Annotated in this window: 15 protein-coding genes; 8 read left to right on the top strand and 7 right to left on the bottom strand. The window is 37.2% G+C overall.

Annotation, left to right across the window (positions count from 1 at the left end; all coding sequences use genetic code 11):
• Positions 1–2: 2 nt before the first annotated feature.
• The 3 genes from BLS35_RS14190 (at position 3) to BLS35_RS14180 (ending at position 5,311) form a co-directional block, all read left to right on the top strand.
• The gene (locus BLS35_RS14190; protein WP_090782116.1) at positions 3–3,266 is read left to right on the top strand and encodes a glycosyl hydrolase; all 3,264 of its coding nucleotides are present in this window, start codon (positions 3–5) and stop codon (positions 3,264–3,266) included.
• A gap of 66 nt (positions 3,267–3,332) precedes the next feature.
• Entirely contained in the window at positions 3,333–4,235 is a 903-nt protein-coding gene (gene rbsK, locus BLS35_RS14185) for a ribokinase (RefSeq protein WP_207909165.1), read from the top strand.
• 71 nt (positions 4,236–4,306) lie between these two features.
• On the top strand, positions 4,307–5,311 hold the full coding sequence (locus BLS35_RS14180; RefSeq protein ID WP_090782112.1) for a GRP family sugar transporter: 1,005 nt from the start codon (positions 4,307–4,309) through the stop codon (positions 5,309–5,311).
• A 297-nt stretch (positions 5,312–5,608) separates the two neighbouring features.
• On the opposite strand, the gene BLS35_RS14175 is transcribed toward BLS35_RS14180, so the two are convergent.
• Together BLS35_RS14175 and BLS35_RS14170 are read right to left on the bottom strand one after the other, a co-directional pair.
• The gene (locus tag BLS35_RS14175) at positions 5,609–6,313 is read right to left on the bottom strand and encodes a hypothetical protein (protein ID WP_090782110.1); all 705 of its coding nucleotides are present in this window, start codon (positions 6,311–6,313) and stop codon (positions 5,609–5,611) included.
• Between the two features lie 20 nt (positions 6,314–6,333).
• Positions 6,334–6,642: a hypothetical protein gene (locus BLS35_RS14170; protein ID WP_090782108.1), complete on the bottom strand. Its 309-nt coding sequence runs from the start codon at positions 6,640–6,642 to the stop codon at positions 6,334–6,336.
• A gap of 136 nt (positions 6,643–6,778) precedes the next feature.
• On the opposite strand from BLS35_RS14170, the gene BLS35_RS14165 reads away from it, so the two are divergent.
• Positions 6,779–7,795: a hypothetical protein gene (locus tag BLS35_RS14165; RefSeq protein ID WP_090782106.1), complete on the top strand. Its 1,017-nt coding sequence runs from the start codon at positions 6,779–6,781 to the stop codon at positions 7,793–7,795.
• Between the two features lie 791 nt (positions 7,796–8,586).
• Positions 8,587–9,723, top strand: coding sequence for a Fic family protein (locus BLS35_RS14155; RefSeq protein ID WP_090782100.1), 1,137 nt, complete (start codon positions 8,587–8,589; stop codon positions 9,721–9,723).
• Positions 9,724–10,008: 285 nt separating this feature from the next.
• On the opposite strand, the gene BLS35_RS14150 is transcribed toward BLS35_RS14155, so the two are convergent.
• The gene (locus tag BLS35_RS14150; protein WP_090782098.1) at positions 10,009–10,908 is read right to left on the bottom strand and encodes a HEPN domain-containing protein; all 900 of its coding nucleotides are present in this window, start codon (positions 10,906–10,908) and stop codon (positions 10,009–10,011) included.
• A gap of 129 nt (positions 10,909–11,037) precedes the next feature.
• On the opposite strand from BLS35_RS14150, the gene BLS35_RS14145 reads away from it, so the two are divergent.
• Positions 11,038–11,448: a helix-turn-helix domain-containing protein gene (locus tag BLS35_RS14145; protein WP_090782096.1), complete on the top strand. Its 411-nt coding sequence runs from the start codon at positions 11,038–11,040 to the stop codon at positions 11,446–11,448.
• A gap of 127 nt (positions 11,449–11,575) precedes the next feature.
• The gene (locus tag BLS35_RS28380) at positions 11,576–11,833 is read left to right on the top strand and encodes a DUF4238 domain-containing protein (protein ID WP_090782095.1); all 258 of its coding nucleotides are present in this window, start codon (positions 11,576–11,578) and stop codon (positions 11,831–11,833) included.
• Here BLS35_RS28380 and BLS35_RS14135 read toward each other — a convergent pair.
• From BLS35_RS14135 to BLS35_RS14125, 3 genes are all read right to left on the bottom strand, one after another.
• Entirely contained in the window at positions 11,826–12,467 is a 642-nt protein-coding gene (locus BLS35_RS14135; protein ID WP_207909166.1) for an MBL fold metallo-hydrolase, read from the bottom strand. The two genes, BLS35_RS28380 and BLS35_RS14135, sit on opposite strands and share 8 nt — an antisense overlap.
• 96 nt (positions 12,468–12,563) lie before the next feature.
• Complete coding sequence (locus tag BLS35_RS14130; RefSeq protein ID WP_090782090.1) at positions 12,564–13,151, bottom strand: Crp/Fnr family transcriptional regulator; 588 nt, start codon at positions 13,149–13,151, stop codon at positions 12,564–12,566.
• 283 nt (positions 13,152–13,434) lie between these two features.
• Positions 13,435–14,607 (bottom strand): FAD-dependent monooxygenase, encoded by a 1,173-nt coding sequence (locus tag BLS35_RS14125; RefSeq protein ID WP_090782088.1) that lies wholly within the window; start codon positions 14,605–14,607, stop codon positions 13,435–13,437.
• A gap of 96 nt (positions 14,608–14,703) precedes the next feature.
• On the opposite strand from BLS35_RS14125, the gene BLS35_RS14120 reads away from it, so the two are divergent.
• Positions 14,704–15,660, top strand: coding sequence for a helix-turn-helix transcriptional regulator (locus BLS35_RS14120; protein ID WP_165973391.1), 957 nt, complete (start codon positions 14,704–14,706; stop codon positions 15,658–15,660).
• An 8-nt stretch (positions 15,661–15,668) separates the two neighbouring features.
• On the opposite strand, the gene BLS35_RS14115 is transcribed toward BLS35_RS14120, so the two are convergent.
• Positions 15,669–16,457 carry an AraC family transcriptional regulator gene (locus BLS35_RS14115; RefSeq protein WP_090782085.1) on the bottom strand — a complete coding sequence of 263 codons (789 nt, stop codon included), beginning with the start codon at positions 16,455–16,457 and terminating at the stop codon, positions 15,669–15,671.
• Between the last annotated feature and the right edge of the window lie 94 nt (positions 16,458–16,551).

The following is a 16,551-nucleotide window of genomic DNA, read 5'->3' as shown; positions in this document are numbered from 1 at the left end:
AGATGAACGAATTAAATAAATATACCATAAGAACCGGACTGGTCTTACTGATTTCCTTATTTGGTGTTTTTAAGCTCACAGCTCAATTTAAAGCGGGAAATTCAATACTTTCAAAAGGATTTTTAGCTCCGCCAGATTCTGTCAGGCCTTATGTCTATTGGTACTGGATAAACGATCATATCTCACCAGCTGGTGTGGTAAAGGATCTGGAAGCAATGAAAAAGGTGGGGATTGGTGGCGCATTCATAGGCAATATAGGGCTTTCTAAAGAAGAAGGGACCTCCTTTGGAGATGTGAAATTATTTTCTGACCAATGGTGGAAAGCAACTGAAGTGGCTATGGAAACTGCAACAAAGAACGGAATTACTTTGGGGATGTTCAATAGTCCGGGATGGAGTCAAAGCGGAGGCCCATGGATAAAACCAGCATCTTCTATGCGTTATATAACAAGCAGCAGGTTAATGGTAAAAGGGGGGCAGCAACTTGCCATGAATATAATGCCGGCAAATGCAGATACGAGTTATTTATTTACACTTGCTGTACCCGCTCCTGATTATACTGATTTTGATCTGAAGTCTTATCAGCCACAACTGACAACGGATGCAGATATTAATAATATATCAAACTTAACGGATGACGATTTTTCAAGTTCTTCCATGTTTTCGTCCGGTATTAAAAGTAGTAGTATCCATATCAAACTAAAAAAGGCTTTAACCATCCGAAGTCTGGTTCTGCATCCTGCTGAAGTACCATTTTCTGCCGATGTACTGCTACAGGTAATGCGCAACGGGAAAATGGAAACAATTAAAACGTTTAATATAAATAGGATTAATCCAAGTAAACAAGTCGGTTTTATCCCTTATGCGCCTTTAGCCATCGCCTTCGATCCTGTTAACTCAAACGAATTTAAGATTGTATTAAAACATATAGAAGGGCAGGCAGGATTCAAGGAAATAAATTTGTCTCCTGCTGCTTACCTGGAAAATTACATGGAAAAGCAATTGGCTAAGATGTATGCGACACCATTACCGCTTTGGCCGGAATATCAATGGCAGACACAAGGGGAAATTAAAGAGGCTCAATTGATAATAGACCCGCAAAAAGTAATCAATTTAAAATCGTTTGTAAATCAACAAGGTCAGCTTAACTGGAAGGTGCCTGCTGGAAAGTGGTTGATTATGAATTATTACCTTGCCACAACAGGTGTAACGAACAGCCCGGCATCACCCGAAGGAAAGGGGCTGGAAGTAGATAAAATGGACCATAAAAAACTGGCTTCCCATTTTGATTCTTTTATTGGAAAAGTACTCGCCCGCATACCGGAGGAAAAACGTAAAACTTTTAAGTATTTAGTTGCTGATAGCTATGAAATGGGCTCTCAAAACTGGACTGACAGTTTACAGCATACCTTTAAACTAATTTATGGGTATGATCCTTTGCCCTGGCTCCCCGTATTGACAGGTAATATCGTCGGAAGTGCTGATCAATCGGATAGGTTTTTATGGGATCTTAGAAGACTTGTTGCCGATCTGGTTGCTACTGAATATGTTGGAGGTTTAAAAAAACTTGGTAACAAAGCAGGTCTCAAACTCTGGCTTGAAAATTATGGACATTGGGGTTTCCCTTCAGAGTTCTTAAAATACGGGGGAGCGTCTGATGAGGTGGCAGGTGAATTTTGGAACGAAGGTGAACTGGGAAATATCGAAAATAAATCTGCATCGTCAGCGGCCCATACCTACGGTAAACGCAGGGTTTGGGCAGAATCTTTTACTGCTGGCGGTGGTGCATATAGCAGATATCCGGCTTTATTGAAAAAAAGAGGTGACTGGTCTTTTACAGAAGGCGTGAATCAGACTTTATTGCACCTTTATATCCACCAGCCTGATGAAGTGAATTATCCCGGTCTGAATGCATGGTTTAGTACAGAGTTTAACCGAAAAAATACCTGGTTTTATCAGGGGAAGGCTTTTGTAGACTATTTGAGACGATGTAATTATTTACTTCAGCAGGGAACTCCTGTAAATGATGTTGCTTATTTTATCGGAGAAGATGCACCTAAGATGACGGGAATTAGAAATCCTGAATTGCCCGAAGGCTACTCCTATGATTACATTAATGCAGATGTGATGCTAAACAGGATAACTGTTAAAAATGGAAAACTGTTATTGCCTGACGGCGTACAATATAGCCTGTTGGTTCTTCCTCCAGTTAAAACTATCCGTCCTGCTTTGCTGAAAAAAATTGAGTCACTTGTAAATGAAGGTGCAGTAGTATTAGGAAGTGCTCCGGAAAGATCGCCAAGTTTACAGGATTATCCGGAAGCTGATAAACGTGTTAAAGTACTTGCACAAAATTTATGGGGCGGAACAGTGCTGAAGAAAGGAATAAGGAAGTATGGTAAAGGCTTGGTTATGGAAGGTATTTCTATGCAAGAGGCATTGGACTATATTGGCCTGGCACCTGATCTAAAATCTACTGTTGGCAACAAGATATTGTATACCCATCGAAGTACTGAAGAAAAAGAACTGTATTTTATGACCAACCAATCTGGTGGTGCAATTGAATTTTCCGCTGTCTTTAGAGTTGGTAATTCTGTGCCTTACTGGTGGGATCCCGTTACAGGTACGATGAGAGATCTACCTGTCTTTAATAATACTAACGATAAGACATCTATTTCTTTTAGACTTGAAACCAATCAGAGTGGTTTTGTAGTTTTCAATAAGGGGGAATCGAAGAAGAATTCAGTTATACGGGAGAATTTTCCTGTGGCGAGGCACCTGCTTACTTTATCTGCTCCATGGGAAGTTAGCTTTCTCAATGCTCCGATATCCGGAGGCCCGGAAAAGCCAGTTGTGTTTAATGAATTGATGAGTTGGTCTGATCATAAAGATGAACGTATAAAAAACTTCTCGGGCTCAGTTGTATATAAATCAAACTTTAACCTGGAGAAGGCGCATCGGGAAGAAACGATCTTCCTGAATACAGGGCATATTAATGGAATGGCTAAAATTAAAATCAATGGACAGGATGTAGGTTCAGTGTGGACAGCCCCCTGGCGGGTCGATGTTTCAAAAGCCATTAAAGCAGGAAAGAACAATGTTGAGATAGAGGTGGTAAACACCTGGACAAACCGTTTAATAGGAGATAGTAAACTTGACAAGAAGGATAAATTAACACGTACAGATGTAATTAATCTTCCTGCGGATAGCAAATATGAGCAATCAGGCTTAACCGGGCCAGTAATTGTGACAAAGGTTGAGTATTAAGTGGTAAAATATTAAATATATACCAAATCTATTTTTAAATAATAAAGAAATTAAAAAATGAATCCAATGATTTTAGTTGTAGGAAGCTCAAACACAGATATGGTTATAAAAACTGCACACCTGCCTGTTGCAGGAGAAACAACTCTGGGTGGAGTTTTCTTTATGAACCCGGGGGGCAAGGGCGCGAATCAGGCAGTTGCAGCCGCCAGACTTGGAGGAAATGTAACGTTTATATGTAAAACAGGAAATGATATCTTTGGCAGACAGTCTAAGCAACTTTTCCAGAAAGAAGGAATTAATACGGATCATATTTTATCTGATCCAGATAATCCATCAGGCGTAGCCCTGATTACGGTGGACCAGAATGCTGAAAATTGTATTGTTGTTGCATCTGGTGCGAATGCGACGCTTAGTGTAAGCGACCTTGAGAATATTGAACAGTTGATTGGTCAGGCAAAAATAGTTTTGATTCAATTAGAAATTCCTTTAGCAACGGTAGCGCATGTTGTACAAATGGCGGCAGCCAAAGGTGTAAAAATTGTGCTGAATCCTGCACCTGCCTGCAGCTTGTCGGATGCCCTGTTAAGTAATATTTCAGTTATTACACCCAATAGAACAGAAGCGGAGATATTATCAGGGATCACTGTGAATGATATGGGAAGTGCAAAGAAAGCGGCTCAGATTATCAAAGAAAAAGGTGTTGAAACAGTGATCATTACTTTAGGAAGAGAAGGGGCTTTGATATTACATGATAATGAATTTATGCATATTCATGCGCCATTAGTGGAAGCTATTGATACTACGGCTGCCGGTGACGTGTTTAACGGAGCATTTACAGTCGCTTTATCGGAAAATAAAAGTATCCGGGATGCAGTAACTTTTGCCTGTAGTGCATCAGCAATATCTGTAACCCGTTTGGGCGCACAATCATCTGTGCCATCAAGAAACGAAATTATTGCAAATTTATAATTTCGAAGAAACCTTATCATGCACACAATCAAACCTTATTAAATATAAACCAGAATTAAAAAAACGAAACTATGTTTATCATTGAGAGTTATTCACTTGCAGTAGTATTTTGCCTTATCACTATGCTATGTTGGGGATCATGGGCTAATACACAGAAAATGGCTGCCAAATCATGGCGCTTTGAACTGTTTTATTGGGATTACGTAATTGGTATTTTACTTTTTTCAGTTATTTCTGCTTTTACTATGGGCAGTGTCGGTCACCAGGGGCGTGATTTTCTGACGGATCTTAAACAGGCAGACAGCTCAAATGTAATAAGCGCTTTGTTTGGAGGTGTAATTTTTAACGCTGCGAATATTTTATTGTCAGCTGCCATAGCCATAGCAGGTATGTCTGTCGCCTTTCCATTAGCCATAGGTTTAGCATTGGTTTTGGGCGTGTTGATTAATTATACTGCTGCGCAAAAGGGAGACCCAATTCTGTTATTTGCAGGGGTGGCATTAATCGTTGTGGCGATACTCCTGAATGCAACTGCCTATAAAAGGAAGAGCATGGGCGATCAGAAGAAAGTATCTGCAAAAGGAATTGGAATCTGTATAACCTCGGGTGTGTTGATGGCTTTCTTTTACCGATTTGTTGCGGCAGCTATGGATCTTGAGAATTTTACATCTCCCGCTATTGGTAAAATGACCCCATATACAGCTGTATTTACTTTTTCGCTGGGTATCTTTTTAAGTAATTTTGTATTCAATACAATCCTTATCAAAAGACCGATTGTAGGTGAACCGACTAATTATAAAGCTTATTTTTCAGGAAGTTTTAGTACACATATGACAGGTGTATTGGGTGGTTTGATTTGGTGCCTCGGGAATTCATTGAATCTGATCGCTGCTGGAAAAGCAGGCCCCGCTATATCGTATGGATTGGGGCAGGGAGCAACACTCATAGCTGCATTATGGGGTGTTTTCATTTGGAAAGAATTCCGTAATTCGCCCCGAGGTACCAATGGCTTGTTAATCGCAATGTTCTGCTTTTTTATCGCTGGGCTCGGTTTACTGATTTTCGCAGGCGTGTAAACCCTAAAATTTTAAAAGAGGGTGTCCATAGTGTGGCTGTTGCACAACTAACAGATGTCTTTTTAAAATGTATTAGTTAATTTCGATTTGTATTTTTCAAGGTAAACTGTTATACTTAGATTATAGCAATTGCAGCTAAAACGTATCGAAAAAAATGGTGAGCGATTCGGTGAGTCGAATTTAAAAAACCATACAAAATACTATTTAAACGTTGATTTTTACACTAGGTGTAAATCCCAGCGGGATCACAGAAAGGCTTAGAGAAATCTAAGCCTTTTATGCTTTACACCTTTATTTTTATATTGCACCATCCCGTTTTTCAATATCATGAACTGTTCGGTTATACTTGTCATATATCATCTCAAAAGGGTGATAATTACTTGCTGGCTTCCACTTTTCAATTGTAGAATGTGTATTTCCTTCTATAAACGTTTTCGAATCTATTAAAGTCCCTTTTCTACTGTCTTTAAATTCAAAACCAACCTTTGATTGTAAATATTTTTCAACCAGATCAGGTAGTGCCTTAAAATTTATAGCATCACTTTTTATTCTTATTTTATTGTTTTTTTGCTTGAAGGGGAATAACCTATTTAGCCACCATGGGTTTTCCTTTTGAGTACATATTGGTAATTTATTGACAAAAATGATATACTCATTGTAATCCTCATTTCTCGAATCTGAATAAATAATGGTATCAATGCTGTTCCATGTAATGAAACAAGAACAGTCAAATAAAGTCATTTCAAAATTAATTCCATCTGGGTTGAAAACCAATTGGTTTCTATTGGAAGCTATAGTTTTGCCAGGGCTGAAACCAAATAAGTATCCATAAGTCAATAGTAATGGAATGATGATAAAAGCTCCGATAACGATCCAGCCATAAAATGGAATGATTTCAATTTTTAGGACTGCAAAATAAAGCAATGCACATCCTATTAAAAAGAAAATGATAAGCGGAATAGCAAAGATTAAAACGGGATTTTTTTCAATTATTCTCTTCATAAATTTAAATGTCCAGTATGCTAAAACATTCGGGGTGTAACGAACCAGGCGGCAATCAGTGCGATGATGCCGCTGAGCAGTAGCTTAAGGTACATCTTTCGGTCAAGTGGTGTTTTACTGATAAAATAACAGATCAACATCCAGATCATCCACACGGTAATTGCGGTAAAAAGTATCATACCGTAAATAAGGCCAGACAAATCATAGCCTCCTCCACCAAAACTTCCTGTTGACTGACCATCATGCAATATTAAAGTGAGGATACCAAAAGGAATGACAAGAAAAGCTGATCTGAAAATAAATTTGTTGTTATTATTATTTGCGGCCATTTTGCTGATTTACAGAATTGTGAGGATTATCGAAGTTAAAATGATAACAAATCTTAGACCAAAGCCATTTGCAACCGTAATCTGAGAATTTATGCGGTATGATTATTGCAACTTTTGCAAAAATTCTCTTCATCATATGGATATTATTAAAAATGCAATTTTAGTTTTCCTGCTTATTTTTTCAGTTTCAAGTTGTTCAGATTCCAATAAGCAAAACAAGTCGGAAATTGATGAAACCACTCCTAAGCTTACAAGTACTGACTATGTAGAAACGCTCCTTAAGTCAGTAAAGCATTCTCCTCACGAACCGTTTTATTATCTGTTTGTAAGTCATGAAGCCTGTTATTTTCAAATCCTGGTTAATGATTTACCAGTATATAATTATTTTAATTTAGGACAAGTTGTAACGCCTATAGATATTTATTCTGCGATAAACAGAAGTGGCAAACAAACCATTACTTATAAGCTATATCCTCAAACTGAAAGCCAGCAAGGAGAGGGGGCTAAGACATTACTGGATTGGACCAATATAAAAATTGAAGTGTTTCAACGCAACAAGGCTGACACGGGCAAAAATACTTTCGCAAACGAAAAACCAGTGGTTAAACACAGCAGTTTAACCGAAGCTGATGGCAAAACCTTTATTGGGAAAGATAAAGATTATTACGAGTGCAGCTTTACTTTTGATGCAAATGTACCCTATGAAAATAAAGGCTGGGAAAGCAGTACGGATTTAAGTAAATTAGATCAGAAGGAATTACTGACCAAAACAGAAAATGCCTATAAACAAGTTTGGCAAATGAAAGACAATAAAAAAGTTGATGATTTTTTTGCCCTCGTATTTAATAAAGAAAAAGAAAATGCGCAATGTGAATACAGTATTAAAAATGATTTGCAGGAATCACTGAAAAACTATATGGAACCCTTATCAGCAAAAGGTTACAAAATGCAACCGCTGGAAAATTATAAACTGGTTTTATATGGAGGGGGGCGATTGGTTCGATTAGAACAAACATCTCTTGATAAGAGGTTAAGAGGTGAATCTGCGCTATGGTCGAAATATAAAGATGAGGACGGTAATGTTATAGCTAGTTTTATCAGTCTTTATCTTCATATCCCAAAAGGTAAGACGAATTTTGAGGTAATCAGGTAATTAAGAGGATATTAATAGGGTAATATATGAGGAAAATTGTATTTAGGATCTGGCTGGTTAACCTTCTGCTAAGTATTGTACTGTTTATGCTGTACAGAATTGTTATTGCTGGATTACAGCCTGCTGACACCACTTTTTTAGAAAGGTTTTTCAATTTTTTGGATATATTGTTAAATCTTGGTTTTTCGATGATCTATCTTGTGGTAATGGTTGCTGGTTCTTTCTCAGTTTTTTTAAATCAAATTGAAAGGATTAAGAATAGTTATTTTTTGTCTTTTCTTACATTTTCAGGAATTCCGTTGTTTTGCGTTGTTTTTTTGGTTGTAAATGTTTCGATGGATATTTTCCAATATAGCTTTACACCTGACCCAATAAAAACACTCTTGTGCTTCTCAATAATTTACTTAGTATGTTCTGTTATAGAATTTTTGATGTTCAGAAAAAAAGTAAAAGCTCAAATTCTTCTGGCCGTTCCATTATGAATAATTAAATAATTTTTGACCAAAAGTCCCTATATTCATTCTGTAGCAATTGCAGCTAAAACATACCGAAAAAAATGGTGAGCGATTAGGTGAGTCAAAATCGAAAACCGCATAAAATACTATTTAAACGCTGATTTTTGGACTAGATTCGAATCCCAGCGGGATCACGAAAGCCTCACATCTTGTGAGGCTTTTTTGCGTTAAAAAATATTACAACATTTTTTAACTTTTTCCTTGACTATAAATATCCATAGTCAAGGAAAAGTAGCTTTCCCTTGACTATGGATATTTTTGCTAAATTTGTAATATATGAATTTAGAAGATCATAAATCCGGAAACTTTACTAAACAATTTGGCTATAAAAGCTTTTTTCCAAACCCAATTAATTTTGAGTGGAATATAAATAACCCGAAGATCAATATGTTATTAGAAGAAGCTAATTTGCATTTAGGACAGTTAAATGCATTCTCCAGCTTTGTGCCGGATGTTAACGTTTTTATCAGGATGCATATCGTGAAAGAAGCTACTCAATCGAGTCGCATTGAAGGGACACGTACAAGAATGGATGAAGCAGTACTGGAGGAAAAAGATATCAGTCCAGACTCTAGAGACGATTGGCAAGAGGTGCAAAATTATATAGAGGCTATTAATTTCTCAATTGGACGCTTAGAGAGACTTCCACTATCCTCCAGATTGATTAAAGATGCGCATAAAATATTATTGCAGGGAGTACGTGGAAAAAATAAACTTCCAGGAGAATTTAGGACCAGCCAGAATTGGATAGGTGGGGCGACCTTAACTGACGCTTCCTTTGTCCCACCTCATCATTCTCAAATTGATGAATGTATAAGTGATTTAGAGAAATTTTTAAATAACGACGAGATTCAAGTGCCCCATTTGATCAGAATAGGGATAGCACACTACCAATTTGAAGCAATTCATCCTTTTCTTGATGGAAATGGAAGAATTGGCAGGTTGTTAGTTACCTTATATCTGATAAACCAAAATATACTTACTAAGCCAACCTTATATCTCTCCGATTTTATTGAAAAACATAGAAGTACTTACTATGACAACTTAATGGGTGTATCTATAAATAACAACTTAGAGCAGTGGCTTAAGTTTTTCCTTGTTGGAGTGATAGAAACGGCGAAAAAAGCAATACTTACATTTACAAAAATTATAGCCTTGAGGGATGAGTTGGAAAAGCAAACCATATTATCTATGGGAAAGAAATTAATAAGTGCCAGAGCTTTACTTCACTTTTTATACAGCAAACCCGTAATTACTGTGTCCGATATTGTTGAAACCTTAAGCCTCAGCAAACAAAGTGCTAATGGGCTTATTAAAGATTTTTGTAATCTAGGTATATTAACCGAACAGACTGGATATAAACGCAATAGGATATTTACTTTTACAGAGTATTTAAAATTATTTCAGGAATAATTTATTGGATCATTAACGATCTGCATGATTTATTACATTTGTGATGTAGTAATCGCAGTTAAACTCCCGCTTCCATACGAAAAGAGGGAATAAAGGATGACCGGATCAGAACCATCCTAGCTTACAGGATATATATTGCAGTAGTTCTGAGGCGGTGATCTTAAAAACCATTTCTTCGGGCTCTTTGTCCAGAATCACACCTATTACAAGCATTTCATTGCTGAAAGATATTTTTCTGATTTTAATGGGTAGATAACCCCTTTTGGGTTTTCTGATATCGGAATATTATCCGACATAATCCACCTCACTTTCTTTTTTTAATCGTGTGTAGGATTCTGCCACTTTTGCAAGGGATTTTATCTTGTCGCCGCACATAATTTCGGTAAGCTTTAGAAAGGTTGATACACGGGTAAATATTTGCTCCGCATCGGCTTGTTCGACCTTAAAGTCATCCTTGTAACGTGCAGCAGAATAGCTTTTCACCATGATGTCAAAGAGCCGTTTGTCATCTTCACTACCCGATAAAAATAGCTTTGATGGTGCCGGAGAAAAGCTATCACATAACTGAAGCTGTCTATATAGGTTGTGTATATCAGAACGGTAAGCCAAATGAACCCTTATCAAAACAATACAGCATTGTTCTACGACCTGGTGCGCCATAAATACACTTAGATTGTAATGTTGGTTCGTCAAGCATTCTTTTGCACTTTTTAAAAACCCTGTTGCCAATGGAATGCGGTGGTTGTAGTGCTTTTGAGCTTTTACCGCTCCCTGTGTAGGTATCAAACTTGTAGCTTGAGAAAGTTGTACCATACCATCCCGACTATAAACAATTTTACCCTCATTATAAATGGTGATGAAGAACCTGTTATTGGCCTTTATTGCCGCTGCAATGGTTTCTTGCCCATGAGCCAATATGGTGATCTTACCGAAAGGATAATGATTATTTGCAAAGTCTTGTACCTCGTGTTCAATTCTGGTAACGCTTTCGGTGACCATCAACAAAAAATAATGATGGTTTTCTGCGCTATGTTTCTCTATAAAACAACCGTCATTGACTTTAAAATCAATGTTTTTGCCAAAGCTATAGATTTGCTCGGGCTTGAATTTTTGAACCAGCTCTTTGATAAAGGCCGAAAAGTTTTCTTTCTGGAACTGACCAGATTGCGAGAATAGTGTTTCCATAATCGTGACATTTTTGATTTCTGAGATCAAAAATGCGGTACGGCAATGTCGTAACCTACCAATTAAAGTGGTATCTTACCGTAGTTTATTGGTTCTCTACTACCTAAAAAAATAATTATATTTGGCTCTATGGAAACACCTACAAAATCTAGCAAAATGCACATCGGTAGAAAAATTAGTCGTATTCGTGAAATCAGAGGGATAAAACAGGATTATCTTGCTGTTGAACTCGGTGTAAGCCAGCAGACGATTTCTAAAATTGAGCAAAGCGAAGATGTAGAGGATTCAACTTTAGAAAAAATTGCGAAGATACTTGGTGTAACTGTATCAGGAATTAAAAATTTCAGTGAAGAAGGTATTGTCAATTTCTTTAATACGTTTAACGATAGCAGCACTAGTACGTTCAATAATCATTGCACATTCAACCCTCTCGATAAATTGATGGAAGTAGTAGAGGAAAATAAGAGTCTTTATGAGCGGTTATTAGCAAGTGAGCGTGAAAAGATAGAATTATTGAAAGATAGACGCACCGAAATTTAAAACCTTGTGCTAATATTTTTAATTTCAAAGAATACATGCCTCCGCAATTATACGGAGGCTTTTTTATATAGTAAGGCTTAAAATGTTAGTAATATATTAATTGTGCGCTAGACAAAACTAACCTACTATGAAACAGCATTTTCTTCCTGAGGTATATTTGAAGGAGTTTCGAAACAGAGAGGGAAAATTACACTGTTTAGATTACTACATAGTACAATTTGGACGAAAAGTATTTGATGAACCCAAATACCCGGCGGAAGTATGTAGAGCAAAAGACTTTAATACAATTCAGCCAGTATTCAAAACAAAATTCCCTCATATGACTGGCTTACCTTCGTTACATATAGAGACCTCCTTTCATCCATATGAATCTGAGTTTAAATAGCCGCGCTGCATTTGGCCACAAATTGCTCAAACTTCCGATCTGTATTTCGCATGATCGGTCCATGACCGAAGCAGATAATGGCAGGGTTTAGTTTTGCTAACTTCTGGAGCGATTTGATGTTGAGCCGCTGATCCGAGGTGAATATGTTTGGCGGAAGCCGCAGACCGATCGCTGTCGTGAGCAGGTTCATATTTGTCGCTACATCCCCGATTATCAGTACACCATCTCGCTCACGGAATAAAGAAATATGACCTGCCGAATGTCCGGACGTCTCTATTACCCGAAAGTTTCCAATCCTATCGTTTTCAACAATTGTCTGTTCGACTTTATGCCCCTGACCTGCCCAATACTTTTGTTGAAGCTTTGCTACCCAATGTTGCGGAGTTGGATAGTCGTTGGTTACCATACCCGTTTCGGTCCTAAAAACTTCTTCGGGATGGCAGAGTAAGGGTATCGCGAACTCAGCGCATATCTGATCGCTACAGCCCTGGTGGTCTGCATGCGCATGCGTCAGTATATGTTGATAAACAGGGATTTTCTGAAGAGCTTTCTTTAAGGTGGTATATGAACTCCGTATTCCGGAGTCTACCAATACACCTTCGATAATATAGCAGTTGATACTGTTTCGAGGCATCAGTGAAATATGGAACACTTCGGGAGCAATTTGATGTAACATAGTTTTTTTGTGCAAATCTACATCGCTGATCAGGACTACATAAGGACATTTGTCCTATAATATATTGGGTCTATGTAGTTGTCTCTTCGCCCGTGTAAGTGATCGTTGCGTGATGCCCAGGTACGATGCCAGATCCTGCGTCGCTATGCGCTGGACGAGCATCGGTTCGCAAGACAGGACATGACGGTATTTATCCACAGCCGGTCTATTATTGGAATTCAGCAGATAACGTTCCTTTTGGTTATACTCATGCTCCATCACCGATTTTATAACCCCGTTCCAAGCGGTCACCTGATCAAGAAGATGCTGATAGTCCGGGTAGTTTATCCTATAGATTACGCTATCTTCTATAGTCCTGATACTCCTTCTGGATTTTTTCTGCGTCACAAACTCCGGAAACGAGGTGACAAATTCATTTTCAAACTTGAAGCAAGTTATATTTTCCTTTCCTTCTTTGTCGACACCATATGCTTTTACCGCGCCACTAGCGATAAATCCAATATGACGGCAGGATTCATCCTCACGAATAAAAAAATCACCCTTTTTTAAGCGGATTGGTTTGAAAAACTGCGCAGAAAAGTTGATTTCCTCAGCCGATAGCCCTCCTGTTGAGGATAGGTAATTTTCAAATAAGTCAGTCATTTCGCAGTCTTTCTGTCCTTTTATTTTCTTTTAAACCATCCATGGATACATATCAAATCCAACATCCAAATCTAACAATTATTATACATTCAAAAAAAACTGCATCTACAGCTTTTTTTTAGTTCACTTTATTTGCACATTCCCAGGTGTCAGTTCGCCTTAAATCGCTTTATTTTGAGGTGGAGCTATAATGGATCAGTTGGAGGTAATTTAGGGACATGTTTTGATCAGAAAATATAATCAGGAGTAGAATGAGGTTAGCTTTCTCAATTTCATAGCTATTTTAGTTTAATGTAAAGTTTGTTTGATCTTCTGTAAGCACGATAGGCTCTGTCATTATTTTTTGAACATCGTTATCGGTAGCAGCTCGGAAGCCATTAACAAATTTTTCCAGATCCGCTTCGCTTTTAGGTATGAAGGAGGCAGCATTATTTCTTGCATTGGTTTGAAATTTTTCAATAATTGGCTGCATCAACCTATTGTAGCTTTCACAGGCGGTTAAGATATCATTAGGATACTCTTCCATAAAATGTGCCAACGCCTTTGCTCCATAAATAGACAGTGAAGCACCCATGCCTGATAAGGCAGTTGGACAATAACCTGCATCTCCCAACAAAACCAATCGGCCATTAACCAGATTTGGAGTATTTATCATCCCCATTTTATCAACGAAAACCAATCCATTGTTCAAAAGGTCATTAAGCAGTTTCTGCACTTGCCCGTTATAATCATGAAAACTATTTTTCAGAATGGAGGGAGTATTATTTTTTATAGTGCCAATGTCTTCGAAGCTACGTATATAACACTGAATAGCGATCTCGTCTTGTGCTATAGGGTATATGGACAGCATTTTATGGACATCTATATATATCTTAAAAACACCAACATTGTATGAGTGGCTTTGCTTTAATTTTCCTCCCAGATAGAGCGTGTTAAAATCTTCCTGCTGGAAATTCTTAAAGTATTTATTTCTTGTATCAGAACGCAATCCTTCGGAAACAACTACTAAATCTACCGGTATAATATTTCCGTTTGAAAGCGTAACTTTCGTATGATCTTCCAGTTCTTCCAGTTGTGAAATCGTTGTGTCAAAAAGTATATTTACATTTTTTTTGATAGCCTCATGCAAAACGTGATGTAGTCCGCCACGGGATATAAGAACGGAACGTTCAATATTTTCATTCATTTTATCATAATTGATGCTTTGAATAATCTCCTCATTTGTTTCTACAAAATGAACCGTCTCAGAAGGCGATGATTCCGCCTGAAGGTTTTGGGTTAGCCCTAACTCATCCATGATTTTCACGCCGAAGCTTTTTAGGGAGATAAGAAAGCCTGCTTTACTAAACGAGGTCGATCTATCAATTATAGTAACGATATGACCTTGCTTTGACAAAAAAATAGCTGCTGTCAGACCAGCAATCCCTGCTCCAGATATTAAAATATGTTTTTTCATTTCCCTTATTTTTAAATTTATATTGCAAATGTATTTATACTTTTAATGCTAAAATAACTCAATAAGAAACAAAAATAGTCTTGAAAAATGAGTAGAATGACCAAGAAAGAAGAAATGAACTATTGGGCTGAACGGATGGGTGTTTCGCTTGCACCATCTGGAACCGAATTAGAAATGCTATACCTTAATGAGCTGAAAATCGTAGATCTGCTGCCCGAAATGCTAGTCATGGTTCGCTCTGTTGTGGCCAGGCAAACATTTTATTTTCAAAGAAAACCGATAACAATTATTAACAACGGAATATCAATCTCATTTCAAAATATTATCAATTTGCCATTAACTACGTCTATTTCGGACAAAAAGATAATCCAGCAGGTACAACCACACGTTCGCATTATACCATTGCATGTCGAAAGCGAGGTGAGCTTTCCAAAAGATATAAATATTCGGCAGGTAACTATTATCGTAAGCCTTGATTATTTAAAAAATTTTATCGGACAAGAACATGTTAAATATGATTATCTTTTTAATAACGAGAAAACGCTCTGGATAGAGGAATTCATGTCACCGGAAATAGCCGAAATAGTTAATGAGATTTCTGCTACAACAGTATCTGATACGTTATCTGATGCTTACTACCGACTTAAATCTCTTGAATTGCTATTTTATTTGTTAAAAAATCTATCAATCAGAGAGAATGTTTCACATCAGCATTTATCAAAATATGAACTAGAATCGGTGTATGGCGTACGAGATAAAATCGCGGCATCGATAGACCAACCATTTCTTCAGGAAGAATTGATGAAACTAAGTGGTATGAATGTAATTAAACTTCGAAAACTTTTTACGCAAGTATTTGGTAAAGGTATGTATCATTACTATCAGCATTTGCGCATGCAAGAAGCCGCAAGACTTTTAAAGGAGGAACATTTATCGGTTTCTGAAACCGGTTACAAGTTAGGTTTTAGCAATTTAAGCTATTTTGGAAGATTATTTGCAAGACATTTTGGATCTAAACCGAAGAAATGGACTCAGAACAATAGGAATAAATAATATTTATTTTATACACTTGACATTTCCTTAAATTCTGTAGGTCTCATATTGGTCAGTTGATGAAAATTATTACTAAACGCAGATATATTTGAATATCCAATTTCATAGGCTATCTCTGTCATGTTCAAATCTGTATCTTTTATTAATTCCATCGCACGAATAATTCGCAACATTTTTAAATATTGGATAAAGGTAATGTGCAGTTTCGTTTGAAATAATCTTGTTAAACTTCTCACACTCATTCCCGATTGATTTGCCGTACTTTCTAAGGTAAGGTTTTCATTGAGCCGATTTCTAATATTATCAATAATGGTATTAAGACGTTGGTCGTCTGTTGTAGGAAGTTGAATGGAGAATTTTTTGAGATTTTCTTTTGATAATACATTCTTAAGCGTTGATAAAAATTCAAATTCCCAAGAACCTTTGCAATAATCGCCTTGCCATTTCTCGCTAAATGAGAGCATTTCTGCCAGAAGCTTACTCACCGGATAAATACCCAATTCATCATAAAAACCACCAGCTTTTTCGTCTGGAAAATAGATGTTGATAATGTATAAATCCTTCGTGTTAAACATCAGGTTGTGAGGATAATTTTTCGGTATCCAGATATAATGATTAGATGGGATATAGAAATCCTTCTCGTCTGTCTGCAAATAAGCAATCCCTCCATAAACCAATAACAACTGAGTCTTATTGTGCTGATGAGCAGGCAAACGCTGTTCCGTCTGCTGTCGCATCACCAGGATTGAATCAGGATTTTGATCAACAATATTTATTAATTGGCTAAGAATCTTCATATGGCCAAATATGGCAAATATTAGGCTAATTATATAAAAAGAAGGCTTGGTGTGTTGGGTATTTTTGCTGTATTAATAATAGTAGAATCACTAT

This window comes from Pedobacter sp. ok626 (assembly GCF_900100435.1).
In the GTDB taxonomy this organism is placed as follows: Bacteria; Bacteroidota; Bacteroidia; order Sphingobacteriales; family Sphingobacteriaceae; genus Pedobacter.
This window is presented reverse-complemented; position numbering and strand designations above follow the sequence as displayed.